Below are 24,313 nucleotides of genomic sequence, written 5' to 3'. Positions count from 1 at the left end.
CCAGACCTGTCGCCTCAACGACGTCGATCCCCAGGCATGGCTCGCCGACGTGCTCGCCCGCATCGCCGACCATCCCATTAGCCGGATCAACGAATTGCTCCCGTGGAACTGGCAGACCGATAAGGTCGATCTCGCCGCCTGACCTAACTTTGCCGCGGCCCTCGGCGTATGCTTACGGCGCTGTTCACGTTCTTCGCTCTGACCTGCTGTTCGTGACCGCTCGCGAATTCCAAGAGCCGCTTCGTCATCGTCATGCCCCTGCCAATGCATTCGCGCGCACCCGCGAGGAAATTGAGGGATCTTCGCGGGTCAGCCATGTTTCGCTCCGCCAGTTCGAGTGCTGACGAGATCGCAGCCAGGATTTCCTGAAGTCGTGGACGAAGCCCATGCTCATCTCACCGAACGCGAGCGTCCGTTCCAAGGCTGGCTCGCATGCGGCTGGGATGTCATGTCGCCCCTTTCCAACCGCCAGTGTATTAACGGCGACGTCCCTCGAAGGAGGGAGAGCTTGATGGACCGGCATGTCGTCGCTCCTCTGGTCGCGGCATGCTGAGACACTCGGCGTTCAGGGCCGCGGTTGAAGCGTGCTGGACATCGATATTTTAGTCGAGTTCATATTATTTCGATTTAAGCGCAAGATCATTGATGCAAATCGAGCAAACCCGTTCACATTAACCCGCCCAACGTGCAGCCATTGAAAGCAATATTATTGCATTCAACCGGCAATACCATTCGTTTGCATTAACTGACGCCGTCGGCAGTATGGTGGCGCCTCATCAGTTGGAAGCGGCATGTGAGGCATGCCTGTCCTCAAGGCCAGCACGCGGATCAACGAGCGAGGAAACAACATGCAATGGACGAACATCCTTGTCCCGCTGCTAGGCGGCGAGCATGACGCGCTTCTCCTGAAAGGCGCAAAGGCCCTCGCCGAACCGTTCAATGCCACGATCACGGCCGCGTTCGCGTCGCCTTCGCCCGTGACGATCTTCGGCTGGGTTGGCGAAGGCGGGATGGGTCCCACGGACGTCGCGATCAGCACGCTACAGACCAGCATCGACAAAGGCCAGGCGCGCTGCAGACAGCTCCTTGCGGCCCTCGACTACCCAAAGACCAACTTCGAAGCCGTTTCGGCCGACGACTGGGTAGGGCTGCGTTCCGTCTCCAGGTTGGCGGATGTCGTAATCTGGGACAGGTCCGTCACCCGCGGGCACGGATTCCTCGCCAGCGCATTCCAGCAGATCCTCCTCGATGAGCGTCGGCCCGCGATGATCATGGACCGAGAGATCTTTTATGGCGGCACCGTCGCGGTCGCTTGGGATGGCGGTCGGGAAGCCTCGCGCGCACTGCGCAGGGCGATCCCCCTCCTCCGTCGTGCAGACCGCGTGGTCATAGTCAGTGTCCCCCATGCGATGTCCCGCCCCTGCGACGGACAGCGCGCGATCGAATACCTCGCCGACAACGGCGTGCAGGCCGACCAGGAAGTCCTGCACACCCGCGGCGATGCCGGTCCGATCATCATGGACGCCGTCAGGAGGCTCGGTGCCGGCGTCCTCGTCGCCGGCGCATTCGGCCCCCCCCGGCTCCAGCGGTTCATCTTCGGAGGCACAACCCAGTTCCTGGTGGATGGAACCGGTCACGCCGCGCTCTTCCTGTCACATTGAGGTCACCGTCATGGGAACAGTCACTGCCTTTCCAACGCGCAATCCCACCGGCCCTGTCGCCGCGCCCAACGACGATACACCAGGACGCGCCTATCTTTTCCGCCTCGCCGACAGGGAATGCTATGCGATATCGAGCGATGCGGATGGAGACGCCCTCCCTCGTCGTTTCTTCGGCTACACCGACTGGCTCTACGTAAGACCGCTTGATCTCGTAGCGGGCGAGCACAGGGTCGGGTTCGACGTCGATCACGTTCTCGCGGAGGTCCGGTCGAACGGTTACGCCATTCTCGGCTCGCTCTTCGGACCTCAATAGCCGCACACATCGACGATCATTCACGCGGTTCGCGAACAGGGTCGGGGCCACCACTGTTGGCACCCGTTTACGCCAAGGTGGAATTGCGCCTGTGGCGATACGGAAGCAGGCCAGCGGGCTGCTCATACATAGCGACGAAGCGCGACAAGGCGCCCCTCTCGAGCCGTCACCGGCCCCACCTGTTCCCGCATCACCAGTCCGCTCCACTTGTCATCAGGATATGCTGCGACGAGAGCTACATAGCCAGTGCTTGGCTCACCTGCTGTTTCAACGCGGGCAGCACCTCTGTCTCAAACCACGGGTTGTTCCGCGACCAGATGCGAGAGCGCCAGGAGGGATGAGGCAAAGGAAAGTAGCGGGGAAGATACCGGCTGAAGTGCCGCACGCGGTCGCGCATCTTGCCAATCCCGAGCGCGTCGCGTTGCGCGTAGGTCCCGACAAGGAGAGTCAGACCGATCATCGGCATGCGGGCGAGCAGGTCGTCGCGCCACAACTCGGCGCATTCGGGTCGCGGCGGTGCATCGCCGCCGCCACGCTTGCCCGGATAGCAAAACCCCATGGGGACGATCGCGACCCTGCTGGCGTCGTAGAACACGGACTGGTCAATCCCCATCCAATCGCGCAGGCGCTCTCCCGATTGATCGTCGAAAGGAATTCCCGAGGCCTGCACGCGCGTGCCGGGCGCCTGGCTCGCGATCAGCAACCGCGCCGTGGACGAGACCTGAAAGACGGGGCGCGGCTCCATCGGCAGGGCGTCAACACATACGCGGCAAGCGCGAACTCTGATCGCTAGAGCTTCCAGGCCGGTCTCCGACATAGTCATGCAACGCCTGGGAACCCAAATTGGCGCAAACCGATCGTTCGGACGATCCCAGGCTGCCCATTGCAACACTAACTGATCCCCCCCACCAGCGGTCCACCGCGTCAACGAAATCAAAACTTGGACCGCGTCCGCCGGTCGCCTCCCGACAGGGTGGGGCGATTAATTCCCGCTGAGCGCCTGGTCTATGTCCGCGATGATGTCGTCGATGTGCTCGATTCCGACCGAGATGCGGACCAGATCCCTGCTGACGCCTGCGTTCGCGAGTTCCTCGTCGCTCAGTTGTCGGTGGGTCGTGGACGCCGGGTGACAGGCCAACGACTTCGCGTCACCGATGTTCACGAGCCTCAGAATCATCTTGAGGCCATCGATGAATCTGCCTCCCGCCTCCTCGCCACCGTCGATGCCGAAGCTGAGAATGCCAGATGCTTTCCCGCGAGTCAGCTTCTGCGCCAGTCCGTTGTATTCGCTGTCCGGCAGACCTGCGTAATTCACCCACCTCACCTTCGGATGGCTTCGCAGGTGCTCCGCCACCTTAAGCGCATTTTCGCAGTGGCGCTCCATCCGCAGCGCGAGCGTCTCCAGGCCCTGCAACAAAAGAAACGCGCTGTGCGGCGACAGCGCCGCACCCGTGTTCCGGAGCGGGCCGACGCGCGCCCGGCCGATGAAAGCGGCAGGTCCCAGCGCCTCGGTATAGACGACCCCGTGGTATGAAGGGTCGGGCTCGTTCAAAATCGCGAACCTTTCCTTGTCCGCGGTCCAGTCGAAGCGGCCGCTGTCGACTATCATCCCGCCTATCGTCGTGCCGTGGCCGCCGATGTATTTGGTGAGCGAATGGATCACGATGTCCGCGCCGAAGTCAATCGGGCGGCACAGGATGGGCGTGGCGACAGTGTTGTCGACGATCACCGGGACGCCGTGGCGATGGGCGACCGCGGCGACCTTCTCAATGTCCACGATGTTTCCGGCAGGATTGCCGATCGACTCCAGGAAAACCGCCTTGGTCCGGTGGTCGATGGCCGCCTCAAGGGACGCGAGATCCGCGCCATCGACAAGTCGCACGTCGATGCCCTGACGCGGGAAGGCGTGCATGAAGAGGTTGTAGGTGCCTCCATAAAGCTGGGAGACCGAGACGATGTTGTCGCCGACAGCCGCGATAGCCTGGATAGCGTAGGTGATGGCCGCCATTCCCGATGCGAGCCCAAGCCCGGCTATACCGCCCTCCATCGCCGCCACGCGCGCCTCAAGTACCGCAGTGGTGGGATTCATGATCCTGGTGTAGATGTTCCCCTGCACCTTGAGGTCGAAGAGGTCGGCCCCGTGCTGCGTATCGTCGAACGTGTAGGACGTGGTCTGGTATACCGGGACGGCAGCCGCACGGGTCGTCTGCTCCGGCTCATAACCATGATGTAGCGCGATCGATTCCAGCTTCATGTCGAACTCCTTCTCCGCGACCTTGAAGCCTCATCCAACCCACGCCGTCAACTGAACGGTTCCTCGCCGAGCCGCGCCGTGCCGTCCAGACCAACGGGCGGGGCCTCAACGATCCCATAGCCGCCTGTCGCTGGTGGTATGCCCCGAGAGCGGCAGCGCCAAGGAGCACCTCCACCCAACCGGAAGCTCGGCAGATGTCAGCCGCCCCACTAGGTTGGCGATCGCAGGATGCGATTTATGCTCCTGCCTTTGGCGAGTTCGACGATGTTTACCTTCCAAGAACCGGACCATCACGCAGCCTGCCACCCCTGTGTGCTTTCTAAGTAACGCATTCGCCCCGTCGGCGAGCTGGTCAAACTCGCGGACGCAGCTCGCCGACGTCAATTTTTTACGACGTCGAAGTATCGCGTGCCCTTCATACAAGAGGAAACCGTGCCGCGCTTCACCGCATCCGTTGTCATCGCAACACTCGCCATCGCAACCCCTGCGCTCGCTCAGGCACCGGCTGCGATGACGGCACAGGCCCGCGCGGTGATCGCGAAGCGTATGGTCGATCCGGCTAGTCTCCAACTTCGCAACACCCGACTTGTCAGGGGCGACCTCACCGCAGGGACAACAGGTGGAAATCCTGTGCGGCGAGTATAATGCCAAGAATCGCATGGGCGGCTTCACCGGGTTTAAGATGTTCATGTTTGAGCCCGCCGAACTGAGCGGCGTAGTGTCGATCGACCTTCCGCTTGGGCTCGATTTCTTTTCGCTTGATGGTCGTGATGCTCGGCAGGATACCCGCGGCAACTACGCTCAAGGAGACAGCGTGGCCGAGGAGCACGCTCGATACCAGATAGCATCGAATTACGCGATCGATTATGCAGGCTTCTGCCTGTCTTGACGCCCGCAAAACTGCACATGGAAAGCCGGCTTCACCTTGTGGAGCCGGCATATCTCTTCTGGTTAGGGGACGAAGGAATCGAACCCTCGACACGCGGTCTTTGAAGGCCGTCACTCTACCAACATGGGTATGGTGATGCCGATCCGATCGACGGCACTGTCATTCTTCCAACGCACACGCTGAAATACTTCACCACCGACCTTGCAGGCGGTTTGACTTACTCGACGGATCGGCCGCATATTCCCTGGCATGTCCAGCAAAAGGCCCGCGTCACTGCATCCTGGCAGCAGCACTCCGCGACCGACGGCCCCAGGGGCGGGACACCCACGTCCGCCGTTGGGGTGAGCAAGGTGTCGTTGCGCCCCCGTTTCTCTGGGTCGCTCCGAAACCATTGAACGTTCGCACGCTTAACGAACTCGACGCCATCATGATTCCAAGCCAGCCTGGGTCCGCCGCCGTCTGAGCGCACTCACCATACCCCAGGTCGGCTTCCGGAGCCCGGAGTGCCAATTGCTACTGACCCGTTACAGCGCCCTAGCGGTCGCCATCATCACCCTTATCGTCTCAGGCTACTACCTGCCCCATGTCTGGGCGATCCCGATGTTCATTGTCGCCGCAGCCCTCACCTGCTTGGGCCTCTACGACCTCACGCAGCCAATCCACTCGGTCAGGCGCAACTATCCCATCATCGGGCACCTGCGCTGGTTCTTCGAGGAGATCCGGCCCGAGATCCGACAATACATGATCGAAGGCGACCAGGACAAAATCCCGTTCTCGCGAAGTCAGCGATCGCTGGTATACGCCCGGGCCAAGGATGAGGTGAGCGACCGGGCATTCGGCACCTTGCTCGACGTCTACGAGGATGGATACGAGTTCATCGCGCACTCCGTGCGCCCCGCTCCGCCCACCGACCCGGCGAAGTTCAGGCTCCGCATCGGTGGCCAGTCCTGCACCCAGCCCTACTCCAGCAGCATCCTCAACATCTCGGCCATGAGCTTCGGCTCGCTGAGCGCCAATGCGATCCGTGCGCTCAACAAGGGCGCGGCGCTCGGCGGCTTCGCGCACGACACCGGAGAGGGCAGCATCAGTCCCTATCACCGCGAGGCGGACGGCGACCTTATCTGGGAGATCGGCAGCGGCTACTTCGGGTGCCGCACGGCCGACGGCAACTTCGATCCGATCCAGTTCGAGAAGCAGGCGCGCAACGCCCAGGTCAAGATGATCGAGGTCAAGCTCAGCCAGGGAGCGAAGCCGGGCCACGGCGGCATTCTCCCGGCGGAGAAGGTAACGCCGGAGATCTCACAGACTCGCGGCGTGCCGACCGGCGAGGATTGCATTTCTCCAGCACGGCACCGCGCCTTCGCCACGCCGCTCGAATTCATGCACTTCCTGTCCGAATTGCGCCGCCTCTCCGGGGGGAAGCTCGTGGGATTCAAGCTCTGCGTGGGTCAGCCCTGGGAGTTCATGGGCATCGTCAAGGCCATGCGCGAGAGCGGCATCCTGCCAGATTTCATCGTGGTCGACGGAGCCGAAGGCGGCACGGGAGCCTCGCCGGCCGAGTTCATCGATCATCTGGGAATGCCACTGCGGGAAGGCCTTCTCTTCGTGCACAACACCTTGGTGGGCGCAGGTCTCAGAAAGCAGATCCGGATCGGAGCAGCGGGCAAGATCGTCAGCGCCTTCGACATCGCAGCGACCCTCGCACTGGGCGCCGACTGGACGAACTCCGGCCGCGGTTTCATGTTCGCGCTCGGCTGCATCCAATCGCTGACCTGCCACACGAACCGCTGCCCGGTCGGCGTGGCGACGCAGGACCCGCTGCGACAGCGGGCCCTCGTCGTCCCGGATAAGGCCGAGCGGGTCGCGAACTTCCATCGAAACACCCTGCTCGCCCTCTCCGACATGTTGGCGGCTGCGGGTCTCGCTCACCCATCGATGATCGGGCCGCATCATCTGGTCCGACGCGTCAGCCCCACCGAGGTCCGCATGTTCTCCCAACTCCACACCTTCCTCGAAGACGGGGATTTGCTGCGCAAAGAGCGCGAGCCGGACTTTTACAGCGCCGCCTGGCGCCTCGCGCGCGCCGACAGCTTCAGCATAGGACAGTGAGGCGATGGTCATAACCAAGGAACGTGGTCGTGCTTCGCCAACTGCTTGCCCAGAGCGTCACTCGCTAACGAAGTTCGTTGCGGAACGACGGTGACGGCGCTCTCGATAACCTGTCGTCGCGCAAGCGCAAAAAATGGCCCGCGGCGAGTGCCGGGGCCATCAGTCTAGCTGGAACACCTCGGGATCGAGGTTTCATCCAACGGGTCGCATCGCAAACCTAGTCCGGGAGCACCCTGAGCACTTGTAGAAACGCGACACTATCCGAAATGGTGCCATCGGACCAACCTCCCCGGCTTCGTCTGGTTATGGTGTTCCCAGGAGAACGCGATGGACGAGAACGACGAGCGAGTATTCATGATCCGGGGTAAGGACAACCTAGGCGATCAACACATATTCGTGACGACACACAGGGAGCGAGCGTTCTCAGCCTATGCCGATTTCCTGAAGCGCTACCGACAGGTGAAGACCAACGACGCATTCTTGTATTGCTTCATCGAGAGCAGCGACCAATCCAACTGATCACCGTTGTGGCAGCTCATCATTCGATGGCTCTAGCGAGCTCGCGATTCAGGGCCAGCGCGACGACAGTGCAAACCGCACCGGAGAGCAGGTAGGCGCCTGCGGCGATCAACCCGAAACTACTCGAGAGAAGCAGCGCCGCGAGCGGAGCGAATCCAGCGCCGAACAGCCAGGCCAGATCGGAAGTGAGCGCCGAGCCGGTATAGCGGTGGTGCGGCGAGAACCTGGATGACAGCGCACCCGAGGACAGGCCAAAGGAAATGCCCAGAAGCGCAAAGCCGGCGAACATGAAGACCGCCTCCCCTGTTTCACCCGCGCCAAGCAGCTGGGGCGCGAAACCGCTAAACACCGCGATTGCGACCGCCGTCGCGCCCAGGACGGTGCGACGCCCGTAGCGGTCCGCCAGATAACCCGACGCGATGATCGCCGCGACGCCGATTACCGCGGCCAGCGCCTCGATCCCCAAGAAGCGCACCGGACTGTCCTCTGTGAACAGAAACACCCATGACAGCGGGAATACGGTGACCATGTGGAACATCGCGAAGCTGGCGAGCGGGGCGAGCGCCCCCAACACGATCGTGCGCCACTCGAGGCGAACGGTCTCAGTGAGCTGCGCCGGCTCGAGCGAGCGCCGCTCGAACAGGGCTGCGTATTCGGGCGTCACGACGATGCGCAGCCGTGCGAAGAGCGCGACGACGTTGATGGCGAAAGCCACGAAGAAGGGGTAGCGCCAGCCCCAGCCAAGGAAATCTTCCGCCGGCAGGATTGAAATCAGGAACATGAAAAGCAGGCTGGCGACGATGAGGCCCAGCGGAGCCCCGAGCTGGGGCAGCATCGCGAACCAGCCGCGCCTGTTGTCGGGTGCGTTCATGGCCAGAAGGGAGGCAAGCCCGTCCCAGGAGCCGCCGAGCGCCACGCCCTGCCCCATGCGCAAAAGCGCCAGGAGGATCGCCGAGCCAATCCCGAGCGTCTCGTAGCCGGGCAGGAATGCGATCGCCGCGGTGGACCCGCCAAGCAGGAACAGCGCAACCGTCAGCTTCACACCGCGCCCATAACCTCGATCGATCGCAGTGAAGATCACCGTGCCGACGGGGCGCGCCAGGAAGGCGAGCGCGAAGATGCCAAACGAATAGAGCGTGCCGGTCAACGGGTCGACGTAGGGGAACACGACCTTCGGGAAAACGAGGACCGAGGCAATGGCATAGACGAAGAAGTCGAAGAATTCAGACATTCGGCCGATCACGACGCCGACGGCTATCTCTCCGGGGGCGACCCTGGGGCCCTCCATGAGGAGGACGCGGGTGTCGCGTTCAGCTGAAGTCTGCGCGGTCATCGATTGAGGTCCCGATCTGGCAAGGCGCCGCGCGGCGGCACGGCTCCCCGTCCCAATGGTCAATGATCGGGATCAACGGGATTGGACAAAATGTCCTATGTGCAGTGCAACATGCCCGGCCTACCCGCCGCCCATGCTCCACGCCCATCTCCGAGTCCGACCCAGAACGCTGCGCCTCCTGCCCTTGGCCGCCTTGCCGCTCCTGGCCGGTTGCAACCTGGTCGTGCTCGATCCTGCGGGGGATGTCGCGAAGCAGCAGGGCGATCTCGTCGTCATCTCCACGATCCTGATGCTCATCATCATCCTACCCGTCATGGCCCTGACGGTGTTCTTCGCCTGGAGATACCGCGCAGCCAACCAGGAGGCACGCTACGAGCCCGAATGGGACCACTCGACCAAGCTCGAGCTCGTCATCTGGGCTGCCCCGCTGCTGATCATCATCTGCCTTGGCGCGATCACCTGGGTCGGCACGCACCTCCTCGATCCGTATCGACCACTGGCGCGTACCGCACCCGACCGGCCCGTCGGCGCCACCGTCAAGCCGCTCGACATCCAGGTCGTCGCGCTCGACTGGAAGTGGCTATTCATCTACCCGGAACAGGGCTTGGCAACGGTCAACGAACTCGCGCTGCCGGTCGATCGTCCGGTACGATTCCGGATTTCCGCCTCCTCGGTGATGAACAGCTTCTATGTGCCCGCCTTGGCGGGGCAGATCTACGCCATGCCCGGCATGGAGACAAAGCTTCACGCGGTGATCAACCGCTCAGGGGAATACGACGGTTTCTCCGCCAACTACAGCGGAGCGGGCTTCTCCGGTATGCGCTTCAAGGTAAAGGCCCTGGACGATGCCGGCTTCGCCGCATGGGCTGAGAGCGTGCGCAACGGCAACGCCTCCCTCGACCGGGCTGCATACCTGACGCTCGAGAAGCCCAGCGAGAACGAGCCCCCGCGGCACTTCGCCAGCGTGGAGGGCGGTCTGTTCGACGCTGTCGTCAACATGTGCGTCGAACCCGGAAAGATGTGCATGCGCGATATGATGGCGGTCGACGCCCGCGGCGGCATGGGGCTCGCCGGAATCCACAACACGCGGCAACTAGCCTACGACAAGTTCAGCGCCCGAGGGACAGCACCTACCTCATCTCTCGGATTTGTCTCCGCCACCTGCCTCCCCCAACCGGGAGACGGCACGGGCTCCGCCCTGCCCCAAGCCGTAGACCTCCGTCCGCTCACCGGCGCAGGACTCCCGCTCCCTGACCGACGAGCAGCGGCACCATGGCCAACCAATCCCCACTTCGCGGCATCCGCCGCCGCGCCCTTCGCGACAGGTAATCCCTGATGTCCTACGAACCAGTCTCAATCAGCCCGTTGCTCGGGCGGCTCTCGCTCGACTCCCTACCCCTCCACGAGCCCATCATCGTGGCCACGTTCGCCGCTGTCGCAATCGGCGGGATTGGCTTACTCGCCTTCGTCACACGCCTCGGTCTTTGGGGAACGCTGTGGCGCGACTGGTTCACGAGCGTCGATCACAAGAAGATCGGCATCATGTACATGGTGCTCGGCCTCGTCATGTTCCTGCGCGGCTTCGCCGACGCGATCATGATGCGCATCCAGCAGGCGATCGCCTTCAACGGGTCAGAGGGATACCTCAACGCCCACCACTACGATCAGATCTTCACCGCTCACGGCGTCATCATGATCTTCTTCGTGGCGATGCCCTTCGTCACGGGTCTGATGAACTACATCGTGCCGCTGCAGATCGGCGCGCGCGACGTGTCGTTCCCATTCCTCAACAACTTCAGCTTCTGGATGACGACCGCCGGTGCAGTGCTGGTCATGATGTCGCTGTTCGTGGGCGAGTTCGCCCAGACCGGTTGGCTGGCCTACCCGCCTCTCTCCGGCATCGCCTACAGCCCGGCCACGGGTGTCGACTACTACATCTGGGCGCTGCAGATCGCTGGCGTCGGGACGACCCTGTCCGGGATCAACCTGGTCGCGACGATCCTCAAGATGCGCGCACCGGGCATGGGCCTGATGAAGATGCCGGTCTTCACCTGGACCTCACTGTGCACGAACGTGCTCATCGTCGCCTCCTTCCCCGTGCTGACGGCGGTGCTGACCTTGCTCAGCCTCGACCGCTACGTCGGCACCAACTTCTTCACGAACGACTTCGGCGGCAGCCCGATGATGTACGTGAACCTCATCTGGATCTGGGGACACCCCGAGGTCTACATCTTGATCCTGCCCCTGTTCGGCGTGTTCAGCGAGGTCACCTCGACCTTCTCCGGCAAAAGGCTCTTCGGCTACACCTCGATGGTCTACGCGACGATCGTCATCACGATCCTGTCGTATCTCGTCTGGCTGCACCATTTCTTCACGATGGGTTCCGGCGCCAGCGTGAACTCGTTCTTCGGGATCACGACCATGGTCATCTCGATCCCGACGGGCGCCAAGCTCTTCAACTGGCTGTTCACAATGTACCGCGGCCGCGTCCGCTTCGAGCTGCCCATGATGTGGACCGTCGCCTTCATGCTGACCTTCGTGGTCGGCGGCATGACGGGCGTGCTGCTCGCGGTACCTCCCGCCGACTTTGTGCTGCACAACTCGCTGTTCCTGATCGCGCACTTCCACAACGTCATCATCGGCGGCGTGTTGTTCGGTCTCTTCGCGGCGATCAACTACTGGTGGCCCAAGGCGTTCGGCTACAAGCTCGACGTGTTCTGGGGCAAGGTCAGCTTCTGGTGCTGGGTGGTCGGCTTCTGGCTCGCCTTCATGCCGCTCTACGTGCTGGGCCTGATGGGCGTGACCCGCCGCATGCGCGTGTTCGACGATCCATCCCTGCAAATCTGGTTCGTCATCGCTGGCATTGGCGCCGCAGTCATCGCGATCGGCATCGCCGCCATGCTGATCCAGTTCGCCGTCTCGATCCGGAAACGCGACCAACTGCGCGACACAACAGGCGACCCCTGGGGCGGCCGCACGCTCGAGTGGTCGACCTCGTCGCCACCGCCCGACTACAATTTTGCGTTCCCGCCGGTGATCCACCAACTCGATGCCTGGTATGACATGAAGACGCGCGGCGCCCAGCGCCCGGTCGAGGGTTTCCGTCCGATACACATGCCTCGGAACACGGGAACCGGCGTGATCCTCTCGGCCCTCGCCACGGTCATGGGCTTCGCGCTGATCTGGTACATCTGGTGGCTCGCCGCGCTCAGCTTCGCCGGTCTCATCGCGGTCGCGATCGGCCACACGTTCAACTACGAGCGCGACTTCCACATCCCGGCGGAGGAGGTGGCGACCACCGAGGCCGCCCGGACTCGCGCGCTGGCGGCGGAGGCCTGACATGAGCGCTACTATCCTCAAGGGCTCGGTGGACGCGGACGAGCCCGTCAGCTTCTACGACCTCGACGAGCACGAGCACCCCGAAGGCCACAGCACGATGCTTGGCTTCTGGATCTACCTGATGAGCGACTGCCTCATCTTCGCGATCCTCTTCGCCTGCTACGCGGTCCTCGGCGGCAACCTCGCAGCAGGCCCCGGCCCCAAGGACCTGTTCGACCTGCCCCTGGTGGCGTTGAACACGGCTATGCTCCTGTTCTCGTCGATCACGTACGGCTTCGCCATGCTCATGATGCAGCGGGGTCGGATGGTGCACACGCAATTCTGGCTCGGCGTCACGGGTCTGTTCGGCGCCGCGTTCCTGGCCATCGAGCTCTACGAGTTCCAGCATCTCATCCATCTCGGCGCCGTGCCGCAGCGTAGCGCCTTCCTTTCGGCCTTCTTCACGCTGGTAGGCACGCACGGTCTGCACGTCACCTTCGGCCTCGTCTGGCTAGTGACTCTGATGATCCAGATCGGCCGTACGGGACTGATACAGGCGAACAGGCGACGCCTGATGTGCCTCAGCCTCTTCTGGCACTTCCTCGACGTAATCTGGATCGGCGTCTTCACCTTCGTCTACCTGATGGGAATGCTGCGATGAGCGCTCACGAAGACCACAGCCTCGAAGAAGGTCACATGGAGGGCTCTCTGCGTGACTACGTGATCGGCTTCGTCCTTTCGGTGATCCTCACCGCCGTGCCGTTCTGGCTGGTCATGGCCCGCCCCCTAGCGAGCGACGGGCTGACCGCCTTGGCGATCGTAGGCTTCGCGGCCGTCCAGATCGTCGTGCACATGATCTTCTTCCTACACATGAACGGGAAGTCGGAAGGCGGCTGGACGATGATGGCGCTCATCTTCACGGTGATCATCGTCGCGATCATGCTGACGGGATCACTCTGGGTGATGTATCACTTGAACCATAACATGATGCCGATGCCACATGACATGAGCCAGATGCCGTGACCGAGATCGCGCGCAGCAGGGCGCGCGCCGCGCTACCGGCGGCGCTACTCGTCCTGGCCGCGGGCTTCGCCTCGCTGGGTGTCTGGCAACTCGACCGCCAGGCATGGAAGCACGACCTGATCGCCGCGATCGCGAGCCGAGCGAACGGGCCGCCTAGCCCCGCACCTGATGTCGCAACCGCGACCGACGCCTACCGGCGGATCGAGCTCACCGGCCACTACCGCCACGAACAGGAGACGCTGGTGCGCGCGGTCAGCGACCTCGGCTCCGGCTATTGGGTCATGACCCCGCTAGAAACCCACGAAGCCGTCGTTCTGGTGAACAGAGGCTTCATCACGCAGCAGCAGCGCCTCACCGCCCGACACGAACCGGCAGGTCCCGTCAAAGTCACCGGCTTGCTCCGGCTCTCCGAGCCGGATGGCGGCTTCCTCCGACGCAACGATACGGTGACGAACCGATGGTTTTCGCGCGACGTGGCCGCGATAGCCCGGTCGCATGGGATAACCCATGCAGCGAACTACTTCGTCGACGCCGACGCGAGCCTCAATTCGGCGAGCGCGCCCGTCGGCGGACTGACAGTGCTCAGGTTCTCCGACAATCACGCCGCCTATGCGCTGACCTGGTTCGCATTGACGCTCCTGTCGCTTGGAGCCGCCTGGAACGTGGCCGTCAGGTGGCGCCGCCCTCAGGACGCGCCATCCCCATGACGGACTGGCCCTCTGCGCTTACGGTGCCGCAGGCCGACGCCGGCCGACGCAATATGCTGCTGTTGATCCAGTTGCGTTGGATCGCTGTCGGCGGTCAACTCGTGACGATCGCCGGCGCCGATCGTCTGCTGGGCATCAGGCTGCCACTCATCCCCCTTCTAGTCGTCCCCGCGCTGCTCGCGGTTATCAACCTAGTCAGCGTGCCCTATCTCCAAAGACGTCCTCGTGTGACCGATTTGGAGGTCACCGCCGCTTTGCTGGTCGATGTGGCGGCGCTAGCCTGGCAGCTCAATCACAGCGGCGGCCTCTCCAACCCGTTCGCATCCCTGTTCCTGCTGCAGGTGGTGATCGGGGCGATGCTGCTCGAACCGCGTTCGTCGTGGGGAGTGGCCATCGCGGCGTTCCTCGCCCTGGGCACCCTGACGCTCAATCCCGAGCCATTGGCCCTGCCGGGCCGATGGGCGGCCCAGCCATTACGGCTATACCTGCTGGGCAGCCTCGTCTGCTTTTTCCTCATAGCCGTGCTGCTTGTCGCGTTCGTTACCCGCATCACACGCAACCTGCGCGAGTCAGACGCGGCATTGGCCGCCATCCGTCAGCGCGCCGCCGAGGAGGACCACATAGTCCGGATGGGCCTTCTGGCATCAGGCGCCGCACATGAACTCGGAACGCCGATGTCGTCGATCGCCGTGATCCTCGGCGACCTCGCGCGCAATCCGGCGATCAGGGGCAACGCGGAACTGACGGCAGACGTCGAGGAGATGCAGGCGGAGTTGCAACGGTGCAAGCTGATCGTAGGAGCGATCCTCATGTCCGCTGGCGAGGTCCGTGGAGAGAATCCCGCAGTCACCACCGTCCGGACCTTTGTGGCCGACGTGGCCGCGGACTGGCGTGGGCGGACGTCCGCCCCGATAAGTCTGCAGGACGACTTCGGCGAGGACGTGACGATCGTGTCAGATCCGGCTCTGAGGCAGGTGATCGGTAACATCATCGATAACGCGCTCGACGCCTCGCCCGGCGGCGTCACGCTCCACGCTGCCCGGGAGCAAGGCTCCCTCGTACTGGACGTCCTGGATGACGGACCCGGGTTCTCCGAGGAAATGCTCGAAACCTTCGGGCGCCCCTACGCCTCAACGAAAGGGAGAAGCGGCGGGGGGCTCGGCCTCTTCCTAGTCGTCAACATCCTGCGCAAGCTGGGCGGAAGGGTGGACGTGACCAACCGCGCGGAGGGAGGGGCACAGGTCCGCATGACCGTTCCGCTCTCGTCGTTGGCCTACAAGCACGGGGAAACGGCATGAGCAAGGACTGCCCTCGCCTGCTGATCGTCGAGGATGATCCCGCCTTCGCCCGCACTCTGTCCCGCTCGTTCGAGCGGCGGGGATATACGGTCGACCATGCGGCCAGCCCCGAGGATCTCACCGACCTTCTCACGCAGCCGTCGAGCTATGATTTCGCGGTCGTCGACCTCAAGCTCGGAACCGCCTCTGGGCTCACCTGCGTGCAGATGCTGCATGTAGCCGACGCGAACGTCCGGATCGTCGTGTTGACCGGCTTCGCCTCCATCGCCACCGCAGTCGAGGCCATCAAGCTAGGCGCCTCGCACTATCTGGCAAAACCCGCCAATACCGACGAGATCGAAGAGGCCTTCGGTCGCGGCCAAGGCGACCCCAACGTTCCGCTCGGAGGACGGAAGAGCACGATCAAGACGGTTGAATGGGAATACATCCAGACGACGCTGGCCGAATGCGACTTCAACATCTCCGAAGCGGCCCGGAGGCTGGGGATGCATCGGCGCACCTTGGCGCGAAAGCTCGACAAGCGGCATCTTTGAATTCGCCTGATGTGCGCGCGGCAGAAACCAATTCCGCGTGTTCTATCAAATACTATCCCAGGTGTCTAAAATACCGTCTTACGACCATCAGACAATTGCGCAGATTCAAGACCCCTCAAACCCCACGTCAGCAAGGAACCATTAAGAAAATCCCCCTCGCGGCATCTTTCATAGAAATGCGAATGAGCAGCTAAATCCGATTCAATCGCTGCACGGCCATGCAAATCTGAAATCCCATCGAGCAATTTGACTTCCGATGCCCGACAGGCAATACTGCTTGAGCCATGATGACCACGAAGCATCATTCCGATATCCACCCAGGGAGCAGCACCGCACGCCTGCTCGCCCTAGGTGGTTCGCGTAAGCTACGCGCCTAGGGCTTCGTTTCCCATCGACCGCGCCAGACGGCGCGACGGTCTAATCATCTTCGCGAGCCATCGCGCGTTCGGCACAGAATCCGAGCGCTGGTTCGCGCTGGAGGCAATTGGTGTCCACGCACTTCGTGGTGGAAGCTGACGAGTCGATCGCGGGCGTTGCCGTCCGGGTCCCCGGCGGCTTCCGCTTCTTCAATTCAGATCCTCGGTTCGTCGACTTGGATGGCAGGGTGGTCCGACGCGCACGAGCGCTCGCAAGCACCGTGCGCGCAATGGCACGGAAGCTCGCGAGGAGCCGATGTCAGGCATGCGGACGCTCTTCTCCGGTGCGGTGAACGCTGTCGCGATCCTTATAGCAGCTGGCCCCATAGCCGGCCCGACCGCCGTGAAGTCCCACGAGAACGTTGGGGACGACAACAGAAAGCAAGCGTCATGCGAAAGAAGCGAAGCGACACGGCGAAGACCGCCAAGCGTCGACTGCAGGTCGAGGCGAGCCTCGCCGAGTATCCCCATCTGCCAGCCGACAAGATCATCGACCTCGTGCACTGGTTCAAACGCGAGGCCACACCAATGGAGTTGGCGGCGATCGCGAGCAATCCGCACATCCTCGGCAAATACCGCCAGTTCCGTAGCGCGTACCTCGATCGCCTCACCGCTGGAGAGGTTATCCTCGGCATCGGCCTGGGGACACTGCTGATCGTCACCGCGTCAGTGATCTTCGCGATAGCCTGACCCTCCCCCAACCTTTTCCGCCCCGCTCCACTCTCAAAAGCGTAGATCTATGAACATCGTCTTCGCCCTCAGCGTGCTGGCCACCTACAGCCTAGCCTTCGCGCTGACCCGCAAGCCTTGGCTTCCCTGGGCGATCTGCAGCGTGGTCTTCGGCGCGTCCGCCGCTGCCCTCGTGGTCTTTACGAACGCCACGTCGGTGCCGGCTGAGAACACGCGGCCCACCCCTCTTCGATCCTCGAGCTAAAGGAACATCCCCATGCTGTCAGCAAAGCATTCTGAACTGCTCACCTCCGTCGTAATCAATGCCTGCTCCCAAGCGGAACAGATACTCGAGCGGTACGATAGCGACGCGCCTGCCTTCGAGCAGCTGATGCAGAATCTCGAACTGTCACCACTTCTCGAAAAGCAGTTCATCGCCGTCGGCCTGAGAATTGCGAAGGACCTCTGCCTGTCCGCAGGGATCCGGACGAGCATGCTTAATCGCTTCCGTTCGCCTCCTCCCGGCGTGGCTGTCGAAGCCCAGCGTCGCGCCATCGAAAGGGAAGTGAAAGAGAGGGGCCTGCCGATGGAGCTCGCGGGGGATTATGCCGACACCCTTCAGCGGCGGATCGTGGCCGACGAACAGGAGTTGCCCGACCTACTGTGGGGCTACGCTGCGATCTATGATCTCCTCTGGAGCGATCCTCGCATCGGCGCCGGAACGCCCACCAGGCGGATCATGCTCGCGATGGCGACGGTGCTGCGTGGACGTAGCGCACAGCTAGCGACGACCAAGAGCCGCAACCCGCAGTCTTCTAAAGGTGAGGCCGCGACCCATCCAGAAATTCAGTTAGCGCGATGAACTCAGCCCGCAGCACGGCGACCTCGAAAATGACCATTCCCACTGAGTACCGCATGACATGACGACAGAAACTCCACCTCATATCTCGCCCACAGGACAGTTCCCCCCGCAAGTCGACAAAGGCAGGAAGGTCATAGCGTTCGCCCCTCCGCACACGCCCCTCGGCGATCGTCCCACCTCGAACCGCGGCGTTCCGCCCAATCCGCCCCCGGCCGCGTAACCCGCATCTGCGATTTCCCGGAGACTTGCACATGCATACGCAGCCATCGGATCAGACTAATCTGCTCGACGAGTTGCTCGTCCAAGCGAGCCGGATCGCGCAGGACGTTCTCACGTCCCCAGGGTCAGCGGCACGACTGAGGCAACTCGATTCCAGATCGAGAAGCGAGATCCAGCGTTTGGAAGCGTCACCAAGCGCGCTCGACCAGTTTGTCGCGACCGCTTATCGCCTAGCAGGATCCCGGCAGCCACGAGGAGACATCTCCATCCGACTTAGGGCGCACTTCGGAAATTGCCCCTCATCGCTCGAGATCGAGGCCCAACGTCGGAGTATCTGGAAGCTGAACCGAGCAGAGCCGCTTCCGCTTACGAAGGCGGAAGTGGCAACGGAGCAGATCGTGGGGCTCCTGGCGTCTCAGAAACGCGAGTCCGCGATCCACCTACCACGCTGGGCGGCACTCTACGCCGATCTGTGGTGCGATCCACGGATTGGCGCGACAGTTGATGCGCGTCGGATCATGCTAATGATGGTTACGCTCCTGCATGAGCGCGGCGTGACCGCCGGCGTGCGCGCGCCAGCCGGCCAAGTTGCCACATGAGCGGCCCAAAGCGCACGTCGGATGAACAAACGCCCTACGCACCCGGTTGCCTGGGCCGGTCAGCGATCGTCGCCCTATTCGTGACGATGCTGTTCCTGTTGACGCCTTGAGGAGCGAAATCCGTTCCATCTCACCTGCAAGGTCGTTGCTGATACGCGTGTCAAATCCCGGCACTGCCGTTCAAAGGGCCGTCCACCAGCGTCAGAACGTCGAAAACCAATCAGCTCACGAAACGCACAGGTTTGACACCGCACGGCGCGAGCGCCATTATGTCCGGATGTGCATCCTGCATGACCGTCTGCATTTCCGCCTCGAAGGAGGGCAGCTTCTCGTGGGCATCTAGCCCCGGGTTCCGGTGCCGCGCGCCCCGAGCTCGGGGCTTACGAACATCTCCAGACAACAAGCTCGGCCCGCTTCAGCGGAAGCCGGCGCTTCACCGGAAGAAATGCACATGGCCAGCAAGAAGGCGAGCCGACGGCCGCCTATTCAAATGATCGATGCAGAAGCGGATTCCCTCGCCGAACTGGCGATGAGCATCGAGGACCGCCTGCCTCAGGTTAGCGAGCTCTTACTCAATGAGATCACCCGTGCGACGCTTCACCCCGCAAGCCGCATTGCGGCGGACGTGGTCACCATGCACGCGACGGTAAGCTTCCTGGATGAGGCAAGTGGCAGGGAATACGCCTACGAACTCACCTACCCGAACGAGGCCGACATCTCGAAGGGCCGCATCTCCATCTTGACGCCGGTCGGCGCCGGACTGATCGGACTTCGCGCCGGTCAGTCGATCCTCTGGCCCGATAGGGACGGGCATGAGCGCGCGCTGAAGATCATCTCGGTGAGCCAGGCTGCGAAGGAAGGCTGAGGTCACCCGCAGCGAGAGGGCGGCGAATCCGATCATTCGTCGCCTCCCGCCGTTCCCTCCCGCGCAAGGCCAGATACGCGCGGCCTAGTGCACCGTGCTGCCCCCGGCCGCATGCCCCTCTTCAAGCTTCGACATCCGGAGCGCCATCTCGCCCACGGTGTGGGCAAGAGCCCGGGCACGACGGAAGACCTGCCCATCAAGCGCACGGAACCTGGGGTCCGAGTAGAAAAACCGGAATCCGCCGGCCACGCGCACAGCGACCCCGACCACGGCCTTGTTGGCTTCAACGACGAAGTGGTCCATCTCCAAAACTCCTCCGAGGCCGTCCCGACGAGGGACGATGCAGTCACCTGCCTCGAGCGCATCTAGCGCTCCACGATGACAGCCCCGGTCGATCCGCCGATGGCAGGACGACCGGGGCTCAGCGGCGTGCGGTGCTGCTGCCGGGGATGGATCGCGATGTGAAATCGGGGAGCGAGCATTGTCCTTTCTATATGGGGCTCCGCGCCCGAAATTCAAAGTGACCGGGAGCGAGCCGGACGGCGGAACGCCGATGATCCTGCGATGTTACGTTTATGTGATGCAGAAAACTTCGCGGCTATCCAATGACGGCCTTCAACGCGATGCCGAGCCAACCATTCTCACGGTCGGCCACTCCAATCGCAGCATCGAGGAGTTTACAGAGCTTCTTGTGCGGGCCCATGTCTCGATGGTGGTCGACGTGCGCAAGATCCCGCGGTCCCGCTCCAACCCGCAGTTCAACCTCGACGCTCTCCCCGAAGCATTGGAACCCTTTCAGATCCGGCACCGCTACATCGCCTCGCTCGGGGGACGGCGCACGCGCAGCTGGCAAGTCGCCGAGGAGGTGAACGGTTTCTGGCAGAACCGCAGCTTTCACAACTACGCGGACTATGCGCTCTCGGCCGAGTTCCGGGCAGGCCTCGACGAGCTCATCGACCTCTCTCACCGTGCTCGGTGCGCCGTTATGTGCTCCGAGGCGGTGTGGTGGCGCTGCCACCGCCGTCTGATCGCCGACAATCTTCTCGCGCGCGGGATACCGGTCCAGCACATCATGGGCCCCTCGCGCATCGAAGACGCGAAGATCACGCCGGGCGCGGTGATCGTAGGCGATGAGCTGCAATATCCGGTCGCCGACGACGCTGGGCAGCATTAGCGTCGGGGGTCGAGAAGCATGGCCATGCCGTCCGAGAGGCCCTAGAGGTCGAACATCACCACCGTCCGGAGAGGTAATGTCCAAGATCGATGAAAAGCTCGAGGCCGTGCTGGACCAGGTCCTGCGGCGGAACGCCGGCGAGCTTGAGTTCCACCAGGCGGTCACCGAGGTCCTCGAAAGCCTCGGCCGGGTCGTCGCGAAGAACCCCAGCTACCTGGAGAATGCGCTGATCGAGCGCATCTGCGAGCCCGAGCGCCAGATCATCTTCCGCGTCCCCTGGGTCGACGACAAGGGCCAAGTGCACATTAACCGTGGCTTCCGCGTGCAGTTCAACTCTGCGCTCGGCCCCTACAAGGGCGGCCTAAGGTTTCACCCCTCGGTGAATCTCGGGATCATCAAGTTCCTCGGGTTCGAGCAGATCTTCAAGAACGCCCTCACCGGCCTGCCGATCGGCGGCGGCAAGGGGGGCTCCGACTTCGATCCCCGCGGACGGTCGGATGGCGAGATCATGCGCTTCTGCCAGTCCTACATGACCGAGCTGCACCGCCATCTCGGCGAATATACCGACGTGCCGGCGGGTGACATCGGCGTGGGCGGCCGCGAGATCGGCTACTTGTTCGGGCAGTACAAGCGGCTAACCAACCGCTACGAGGCCGGCGTGCTGACGGGCAAGGGCCTCGTCTACGGGGGGTCGCGTGCGCGGACCGAGGCGACCGGCTACGGGGCGGTCTACTTCGTTGAGCGCATGCTCGGCACAAAGCAGTTCTCGTTCGAGGACAAGCGGGTGGTGGTCTCCGGGTCGGGCAACGTGGCGATCTACACGGCCGAGAAAGTCCGCGAGTTTGGCGGCAAGGTCGTCGCCTGCTCGGACTCGAGCGGATACGTCGTCGACGAAAGTGGCATCGAACTCGACCTGCTCAAGGAGGTCAAGGAGGTCCGCCGCGAGCGGATCTCCGAATATGCCCGCCGCAGGAGCGGCGCGCAGTTCATCGACAAGGGTTCCATCTGGGACGTTCCCTGCGATGTCGCGATGCCGTCCGCTACTCAGAACGAGCTCACCGGCCGGGATGCGAATACGCTGATAGCGAACGGCGTGGCTGCCGTCGGCGAGGGGGCAAACATGCCTTGCACGCCGGAGGCCGTCCGGTTCTTCAGGGAGGCCGGTGTCCTCTTCGCGCCGGGAAAGGCCGCGAACGCCGGCGGCGTCGCCACTTCCGCCCTCGAGATGCAGCAGAACGCCTCGCGGGACAGCTGGACCTTCGATCAGACCGAACAGCGGCTGGCTGACATCATGCGAAGGATCCACGACACCTGCGCCTCGACCGCGGAAGAATATGGGGCACCGGGCGACTACGTCCTGGGCGCGAACATCGCAGGCTTCGTGAGGGTCGCGGAGGCGATGCGGGCGCTGGGCGTTATCTGATCCATCGAACCCGCCAAGACCACGGCGCCCGTCCGCACGCCCGCAGCTTTTGACGCGGGCGGAGGATCTGCGCTCAACGAGCGACGCCCTGGATGATGGACTACGTCATAATCTGCCTCGCGGGGTTTCTGGCCGGCGTGCTCAACACGATCGCGGGCGGCGGAACGTTCCTGACATTCCCCGCGCTCGTCTACACGGGCATGCCAGTCGTGACCGCAAACGCGACCAGCGGGGTCGCGGTCTTCCCCGGCTACCTCGGGGGCGCTGTGGGCTTCCGGAAGGAGATCGCCGCGTTCGAGCGCCGCAGACTGGTCCGGATCACGTTCGCAACCGTGGCCGGCGGTCTCGTCGGCTCCTCCCTGCTGATCGTATCGTCCGAGAAGGCGTTCTCCTTCGCTGTGCCGTTTCTTCTCGCCGGCGCCACACTGGTCTTCGCATTCGGCGATCGCCTTCGCGACTGGGCGAAGGCTCGCAGCGATATGGATCCGAACTGGTCGCTTGGCACCTTCCTCGTGTCGGTCTACGGCGGCTACTTCAACGGCGGACTCGGCATCGTGCTGCTCGCGCTCTTCTCGCTCTGGGGCATGAGGGACCTCAATCAGATGAACGGACTCAAGAACGGCCTGTCGTTCATCCTGTCCGCCATCTCCGTCGGCGTCTTCGCTCTTGCCGGCATGGTCGCGTGGACGGAGGCGATACTCATGATGGCGATGGCTACGGCGGGCGGGTATGCCGGAGCGCCGCTTGCCAGGTCGCTGCCCCCCAAAGTCCTGCGCGTCGCCGTCATAGCCATCGGATCCGCGATGAGCGTGGTCTTCCTGGTGAGGCTGCTCCACCAGGCCTGAGCAGCGCCTAGAGGTCGACGTGGCTGCGCAACTCGGCTGAAACGAACGAACGCAGAAGAGCGAGGGGTCCTCGCGCGGAGGCGCGGCTCGGCATTTTCGCAACAGCAGGATGGAGATCAGGCGGAGGTCAGCCCATCGGCGCCGCGTCCCAATCAATCAAAATCGATCCGCGCCACTCCAATCAGGACAGCGTTTCGACATCGCGCTGCATCGAGCAGGGCTGCGACTCCACCCTCCCCTCTGCGAGTATCGCGTATTTGGCGTCGCGATAGCTAGCCTTGGGCCTGTGCCAGGCGCGGCGCACTACGAGCAGTTCGGCGCCTCTCTCTATCTGCTCGCCGGGCTTGGGGGCGACGGCGAAATGGAATGCGCCTTTCGCCTCGGCGGAATCGATGTCCCGTCCGGAGAATACTTCGATGAGCATTGTCGCTTCCTCCTACTTCACCAGGGCCGGAACCGGCGCCGGATAACGCCATCCATCGCCGTGACCGAGCGACGCGGAGAACTGAACCTCGGCGAGGTTCCAATTCGCCAGTTCATCCCACCAGGCCGCCAGCCACCCGGCCCGATCCTGTCGGTGATCGATATAATAGGCATGCTCCCACACGTCGCACGTGAGCAGGGGGACCGTGCCCTCGTCGAGGATGGGAGTGCCGGCATCGTGCGTCGAGAGCAGACCGAGTTCACCCCGTCTCGACACGAGCCACACCCAACCGGAACCGAAGTGACCCGCACCCTCGGCGATGAACCGCTCCCGCAAGGCATCGACACCGCCGAACGCAGCCGCGACCGCAGCCGACAAAAGGTTGCCGGGACGGCTGCGCCGTGGCTGCATGCTCTCCCAGAAGAACACGTGGTTCCAGGCCTGCGCCGCGTTGTTGAACAGGCCGATCGCGCCGCTGGCGTGCGCGATGCGAACTAGCTCCTCCAGGCTGTGGGCGGTGAAGTTCTGTTCGGCCAGGAGCCGGTTGAGCATCTCCACATACCGGGCGTGATGTCGGCCGTGGTGGATTTCAAGCGTTTCCGAGGAAAGGACCGGTGCGAGCGCGCCGGTTTCGTAGGGCAGAGCCGGGAGCTCGAAAACCAGGTCTTCTCCGTCGACTTGCTGGGCCTGGCCAACAGCGCTTCGGGTCATTGAAAGTCTCCTTCATTCATTCTGGTGTGTCAATCGGCGCGCAAACGGGGACCGGGATCGGCGTGCAATAGGGGACCAGGGTTTGATGCGCGCTTACGCCGTGGCGGGATGGCGGAGGGCGTAGCCCGGAGGCATCCCGCCACGGCGTA

The 24,313-nt window shown here is 63.1% G+C and carries 27 protein-coding genes; 20 read left to right on the top strand and 7 right to left on the bottom strand.

All coding sequences use genetic code 11. The features are described from left to right. The 3 genes from OLX23_RS25500 to OLX23_RS25490 form a co-directional block, all read left to right on the top strand. Window positions 1-142: transposase domain-containing protein (locus tag OLX23_RS25500; protein WP_264448177.1), on the top strand; the 142-nt coding region annotated here is incomplete at its 5' end. Window positions 143-800: 658 nt separating this feature from the next. Next, complete coding sequence (locus OLX23_RS25495) at window positions 801-1,661, top strand: universal stress protein (protein WP_264448176.1); 861 nt, start codon at window positions 801-803, stop codon at window positions 1,659-1,661. Between the two features lie 10 nt (window positions 1,662-1,671). After that, a complete protein-coding gene (locus OLX23_RS25490; RefSeq protein WP_264448175.1) occupies window positions 1,672-1,974 on the top strand; it encodes a hypothetical protein in 303 nt (100 codons plus the stop codon). Window positions 1,975-2,209: 235 nt separating this feature from the next. Here the strand turns inward: OLX23_RS25490 and OLX23_RS25485 are convergent, their stop codons facing one another. Together OLX23_RS25485 and OLX23_RS25480 are read right to left on the bottom strand one after the other, a co-directional pair. Next, window positions 2,210-2,791, bottom strand: coding sequence for a uracil-DNA glycosylase family protein (locus OLX23_RS25485; protein ID WP_264448174.1), 582 nt, complete (start codon window positions 2,789-2,791; stop codon window positions 2,210-2,212). 165 nt (window positions 2,792-2,956) lie between these two features. Continuing rightward, window positions 2,957-4,228: an O-acetylhomoserine aminocarboxypropyltransferase/cysteine synthase family protein gene (locus OLX23_RS25480; protein WP_264448173.1), complete on the bottom strand. Its 1,272-nt coding sequence runs from the start codon at window positions 4,226-4,228 to the stop codon at window positions 2,957-2,959. A 619-nt stretch (window positions 4,229-4,847) separates the two neighbouring features. Between OLX23_RS25480 and OLX23_RS25475 the strand changes: the two genes are divergently transcribed. The 3 genes from OLX23_RS25475 (at window position 4,848) to OLX23_RS25465 (ending at window position 7,745) form a co-directional block, all read left to right on the top strand. Further along, a complete protein-coding gene (locus tag OLX23_RS25475; RefSeq protein WP_264448172.1) occupies window positions 4,848-5,117 on the top strand; it encodes a hypothetical protein in 270 nt (89 codons plus the stop codon). A 510-nt stretch (window positions 5,118-5,627) separates the two neighbouring features. After that, window positions 5,628-7,226 (top strand): FMN-binding glutamate synthase family protein, encoded by a 1,599-nt coding sequence (locus OLX23_RS25470; RefSeq protein ID WP_264448171.1) that lies wholly within the window; start codon window positions 5,628-5,630, stop codon window positions 7,224-7,226. A 327-nt stretch (window positions 7,227-7,553) separates the two neighbouring features. Next, window positions 7,554-7,745, top strand: a complete 192-nt coding sequence (locus OLX23_RS25465) for a hypothetical protein (protein ID WP_264448170.1) — start codon at window positions 7,554-7,556, stop codon at window positions 7,743-7,745. A 19-nt stretch (window positions 7,746-7,764) separates the two neighbouring features. On the opposite strand, the gene OLX23_RS25460 is transcribed toward OLX23_RS25465, so the two are convergent. Beyond that, window positions 7,765-9,078 carry an MFS transporter gene (locus OLX23_RS25460; protein ID WP_264448169.1) on the bottom strand — a complete coding sequence of 438 codons (1,314 nt, stop codon included), beginning with the start codon at window positions 9,076-9,078 and terminating at the stop codon, window positions 7,765-7,767. 133 nt (window positions 9,079-9,211) lie between these two features. On the opposite strand from OLX23_RS25460, the gene cyoA reads away from it, so the two are divergent. The 7 genes from cyoA to OLX23_RS25425 are packed head-to-tail and all read left to right on the top strand — an operon-like array spanning window position 9,212 to window position 15,957. Continuing rightward, window positions 9,212-10,414, top strand: coding sequence for a ubiquinol oxidase subunit II (cyoA, locus tag OLX23_RS25455; RefSeq protein WP_264448168.1), 1,203 nt, complete (start codon window positions 9,212-9,214; stop codon window positions 10,412-10,414). Continuing rightward, the gene (gene cyoB, locus OLX23_RS25450) at window positions 10,414-12,417 is read left to right on the top strand and encodes a cytochrome o ubiquinol oxidase subunit I (RefSeq protein ID WP_264448167.1); all 2,004 of its coding nucleotides are present in this window, start codon (window positions 10,414-10,416) and stop codon (window positions 12,415-12,417) included. Before cyoA ends, cyoB begins: the two co-directional genes overlap by 1 nt. A gap of 1 nt (window position 12,418) precedes the next feature. Next, window positions 12,419-13,057 carry a cytochrome o ubiquinol oxidase subunit III gene (cyoC, locus tag OLX23_RS25445; RefSeq protein WP_264448166.1) on the top strand — a complete coding sequence of 213 codons (639 nt, stop codon included), beginning with the start codon at window positions 12,419-12,421 and terminating at the stop codon, window positions 13,055-13,057. Further along, window positions 13,054-13,419, top strand: coding sequence for a cytochrome o ubiquinol oxidase subunit IV (gene cyoD, locus OLX23_RS25440; RefSeq protein WP_264448165.1), 366 nt, complete (start codon window positions 13,054-13,056; stop codon window positions 13,417-13,419). The genes cyoC and cyoD overlap by 4 nt, the downstream gene beginning before the upstream one ends. After that, window positions 13,416-14,126: an SURF1 family protein gene (locus OLX23_RS25435; RefSeq protein ID WP_264448164.1), complete on the top strand. Its 711-nt coding sequence runs from the start codon at window positions 13,416-13,418 to the stop codon at window positions 14,124-14,126. Before cyoD ends, OLX23_RS25435 begins: the two co-directional genes overlap by 4 nt. Next, the gene (locus OLX23_RS25430) at window positions 14,123-15,424 is read left to right on the top strand and encodes an ATP-binding protein (RefSeq protein WP_264448163.1); all 1,302 of its coding nucleotides are present in this window, start codon (window positions 14,123-14,125) and stop codon (window positions 15,422-15,424) included. The genes OLX23_RS25435 and OLX23_RS25430 overlap by 4 nt, the downstream gene beginning before the upstream one ends. Then, window positions 15,421-15,957 carry a response regulator transcription factor gene (locus OLX23_RS25425; RefSeq protein ID WP_264448161.1) on the top strand — a complete coding sequence of 179 codons (537 nt, stop codon included), beginning with the start codon at window positions 15,421-15,423 and terminating at the stop codon, window positions 15,955-15,957. Before OLX23_RS25430 ends, OLX23_RS25425 begins: the two co-directional genes overlap by 4 nt. Window positions 15,958-16,022: 65 nt before the next feature. On the opposite strand, the gene OLX23_RS25420 is transcribed toward OLX23_RS25425, so the two are convergent. Then, window positions 16,023-16,262: a hypothetical protein gene (locus OLX23_RS25420; RefSeq protein WP_264448160.1), complete on the bottom strand. Its 240-nt coding sequence runs from the start codon at window positions 16,260-16,262 to the stop codon at window positions 16,023-16,025. 501 nt (window positions 16,263-16,763) lie between these two features. On the opposite strand from OLX23_RS25420, the gene OLX23_RS25415 reads away from it, so the two are divergent. The 4 genes from OLX23_RS25415 to rnk all read left to right on the top strand — a co-directional run bounded on the left by OLX23_RS25415 (window position 16,764) and on the right by rnk (window position 19,587). After that, window positions 16,764-17,063, top strand: a complete 300-nt coding sequence (locus tag OLX23_RS25415) for a hypothetical protein (protein WP_264448159.1) — start codon at window positions 16,764-16,766, stop codon at window positions 17,061-17,063. A gap of 49 nt (window positions 17,064-17,112) precedes the next feature. Next, window positions 17,113-17,307: a hypothetical protein gene (locus tag OLX23_RS25410; RefSeq protein WP_264448158.1), complete on the top strand. Its 195-nt coding sequence runs from the start codon at window positions 17,113-17,115 to the stop codon at window positions 17,305-17,307. A gap of 12 nt (window positions 17,308-17,319) precedes the next feature. Continuing rightward, window positions 17,320-17,904 carry a hypothetical protein gene (locus tag OLX23_RS25405; RefSeq protein ID WP_264448157.1) on the top strand — a complete coding sequence of 195 codons (585 nt, stop codon included), beginning with the start codon at window positions 17,320-17,322 and terminating at the stop codon, window positions 17,902-17,904. A 1,269-nt stretch (window positions 17,905-19,173) separates the two neighbouring features. Beyond that, on the top strand, window positions 19,174-19,587 hold the full coding sequence (gene rnk, locus OLX23_RS25400; RefSeq protein WP_264448156.1) for a nucleoside diphosphate kinase regulator: 414 nt from the start codon (window positions 19,174-19,176) through the stop codon (window positions 19,585-19,587). An 84-nt stretch (window positions 19,588-19,671) separates the two neighbouring features. Here the strand turns inward: rnk and OLX23_RS25395 are convergent, their stop codons facing one another. After that, window positions 19,672-19,890, bottom strand: a complete 219-nt coding sequence (locus OLX23_RS25395; protein ID WP_264448155.1) for a hypothetical protein — start codon at window positions 19,888-19,890, stop codon at window positions 19,672-19,674. A 217-nt stretch (window positions 19,891-20,107) separates the two neighbouring features. Here OLX23_RS25395 and OLX23_RS25390 point away from each other — a divergent pair, with 217 nt between their 5' ends. The 3 genes from OLX23_RS25390 to OLX23_RS25380 all read left to right on the top strand — a co-directional run bounded on the left by OLX23_RS25390 (window position 20,108) and on the right by OLX23_RS25380 (window position 23,029). Then, complete coding sequence (locus tag OLX23_RS25390; protein ID WP_264448154.1) at window positions 20,108-20,761, top strand: DUF488 family protein; 654 nt, start codon at window positions 20,108-20,110, stop codon at window positions 20,759-20,761. A 76-nt stretch (window positions 20,762-20,837) separates the two neighbouring features. Next, window positions 20,838-22,184 carry an NADP-specific glutamate dehydrogenase gene (gdhA, locus tag OLX23_RS25385; RefSeq protein WP_264448153.1) on the top strand — a complete coding sequence of 449 codons (1,347 nt, stop codon included), beginning with the start codon at window positions 20,838-20,840 and terminating at the stop codon, window positions 22,182-22,184. 92 nt (window positions 22,185-22,276) lie between these two features. After that, the gene (locus OLX23_RS25380; RefSeq protein WP_264448152.1) at window positions 22,277-23,029 is read left to right on the top strand and encodes a sulfite exporter TauE/SafE family protein; all 753 of its coding nucleotides are present in this window, start codon (window positions 22,277-22,279) and stop codon (window positions 23,027-23,029) included. A 181-nt stretch (window positions 23,030-23,210) separates the two neighbouring features. On the opposite strand, the gene OLX23_RS25375 is transcribed toward OLX23_RS25380, so the two are convergent. Next, complete coding sequence (locus OLX23_RS25375; RefSeq protein WP_264448151.1) at window positions 23,211-23,453, bottom strand: hypothetical protein; 243 nt, start codon at window positions 23,451-23,453, stop codon at window positions 23,211-23,213. A 12-nt stretch (window positions 23,454-23,465) separates the two neighbouring features. After that, on the bottom strand, window positions 23,466-24,164 hold the full coding sequence (locus OLX23_RS25370; protein ID WP_264448150.1) for a superoxide dismutase: 699 nt from the start codon (window positions 24,162-24,164) through the stop codon (window positions 23,466-23,468). Window positions 24,165-24,313: the final 149 nt, after the last annotated feature.

The sequence above is a fragment of the Novosphingobium sp. JCM 18896 genome, from assembly GCF_025938095.1.
Lineage (GTDB): Bacteria > Pseudomonadota > Alphaproteobacteria > Sphingomonadales > Sphingomonadaceae > Novosphingobium.
The sequence above is the reverse complement of the archived record's forward strand: the minus strand, read 5'-3'. Positions and strand labels throughout refer to the sequence as shown.

Bases quoted from the DNA above. Each gene is read 5' to 3' on its own strand.
- OLX23_RS25495 (WP_264448176.1), top strand. From the start codon at position 801: ATGCCTGTCCTCAAGGCCAGCACGCGGATCAACGAGCGAGGAAACAAC.
- cyoD (WP_264448165.1), top strand. From the start codon at position 13,054: ATGAGCGCTCACGAAGACCACAGCCTCGAAGAAGGTCACATGGAGGGC.
- OLX23_RS25420 (WP_264448160.1), bottom strand. From the start codon at position 16,262: ATGATGCTTCGTGGTCATCATGGCTCAAGCAGTATTGCCTGTCGGGCA.
- OLX23_RS25490 (WP_264448175.1), top strand. From the start codon at position 1,672: ATGGGAACAGTCACTGCCTTTCCAACGCGCAATCCCACCGGCCCTGTC.
- cyoC (WP_264448166.1), top strand. From the start codon at position 12,419: ATGAGCGCTACTATCCTCAAGGGCTCGGTGGACGCGGACGAGCCCGTC.
- OLX23_RS25410 (WP_264448158.1), top strand. From the start codon at position 17,113: ATGAACATCGTCTTCGCCCTCAGCGTGCTGGCCACCTACAGCCTAGCC.
- OLX23_RS25480 (WP_264448173.1), bottom strand. From the start codon at position 4,228: ATGAAGCTGGAATCGATCGCGCTACATCATGGTTATGAGCCGGAGCAG.
- OLX23_RS25375 (WP_264448151.1), bottom strand. From the start codon at position 23,453: ATGCTCATCGAAGTATTCTCCGGACGGGACATCGATTCCGCCGAGGCG.
- rnk (WP_264448156.1), top strand. From the start codon at position 19,174: ATGGCCAGCAAGAAGGCGAGCCGACGGCCGCCTATTCAAATGATCGAT.
- OLX23_RS25485 (WP_264448174.1), bottom strand. From the start codon at position 2,791: ATGTCGGAGACCGGCCTGGAAGCTCTAGCGATCAGAGTTCGCGCTTGC.
- cyoB (WP_264448167.1), top strand. From the start codon at position 10,414: ATGTCCTACGAACCAGTCTCAATCAGCCCGTTGCTCGGGCGGCTCTCG.
- OLX23_RS25430 (WP_264448163.1), top strand. From the start codon at position 14,123: ATGACGGACTGGCCCTCTGCGCTTACGGTGCCGCAGGCCGACGCCGGC.
- OLX23_RS25425 (WP_264448161.1), top strand. From the start codon at position 15,421: ATGAGCAAGGACTGCCCTCGCCTGCTGATCGTCGAGGATGATCCCGCC.
- OLX23_RS25370 (WP_264448150.1), bottom strand. From the start codon at position 24,164: ATGACCCGAAGCGCTGTTGGCCAGGCCCAGCAAGTCGACGGAGAAGAC.
- gdhA (WP_264448153.1), top strand. From the start codon at position 20,838: ATGTCCAAGATCGATGAAAAGCTCGAGGCCGTGCTGGACCAGGTCCTG.
- OLX23_RS25460 (WP_264448169.1), bottom strand. From the start codon at position 9,078: ATGACCGCGCAGACTTCAGCTGAACGCGACACCCGCGTCCTCCTCATG.
- OLX23_RS25380 (WP_264448152.1), top strand. From the start codon at position 22,277: ATGATGGACTACGTCATAATCTGCCTCGCGGGGTTTCTGGCCGGCGTG.
- OLX23_RS25465 (WP_264448170.1), top strand. From the start codon at position 7,554: ATGGACGAGAACGACGAGCGAGTATTCATGATCCGGGGTAAGGACAAC.
- cyoA (WP_264448168.1), top strand. From the start codon at position 9,212: ATGCTCCACGCCCATCTCCGAGTCCGACCCAGAACGCTGCGCCTCCTG.
- OLX23_RS25405 (WP_264448157.1), top strand. From the start codon at position 17,320: ATGCTGTCAGCAAAGCATTCTGAACTGCTCACCTCCGTCGTAATCAAT.
- OLX23_RS25395 (WP_264448155.1), bottom strand. From the start codon at position 19,890: ATGGACCACTTCGTCGTTGAAGCCAACAAGGCCGTGGTCGGGGTCGCT.
- OLX23_RS25415 (WP_264448159.1), top strand. From the start codon at position 16,764: ATGCGAAAGAAGCGAAGCGACACGGCGAAGACCGCCAAGCGTCGACTG.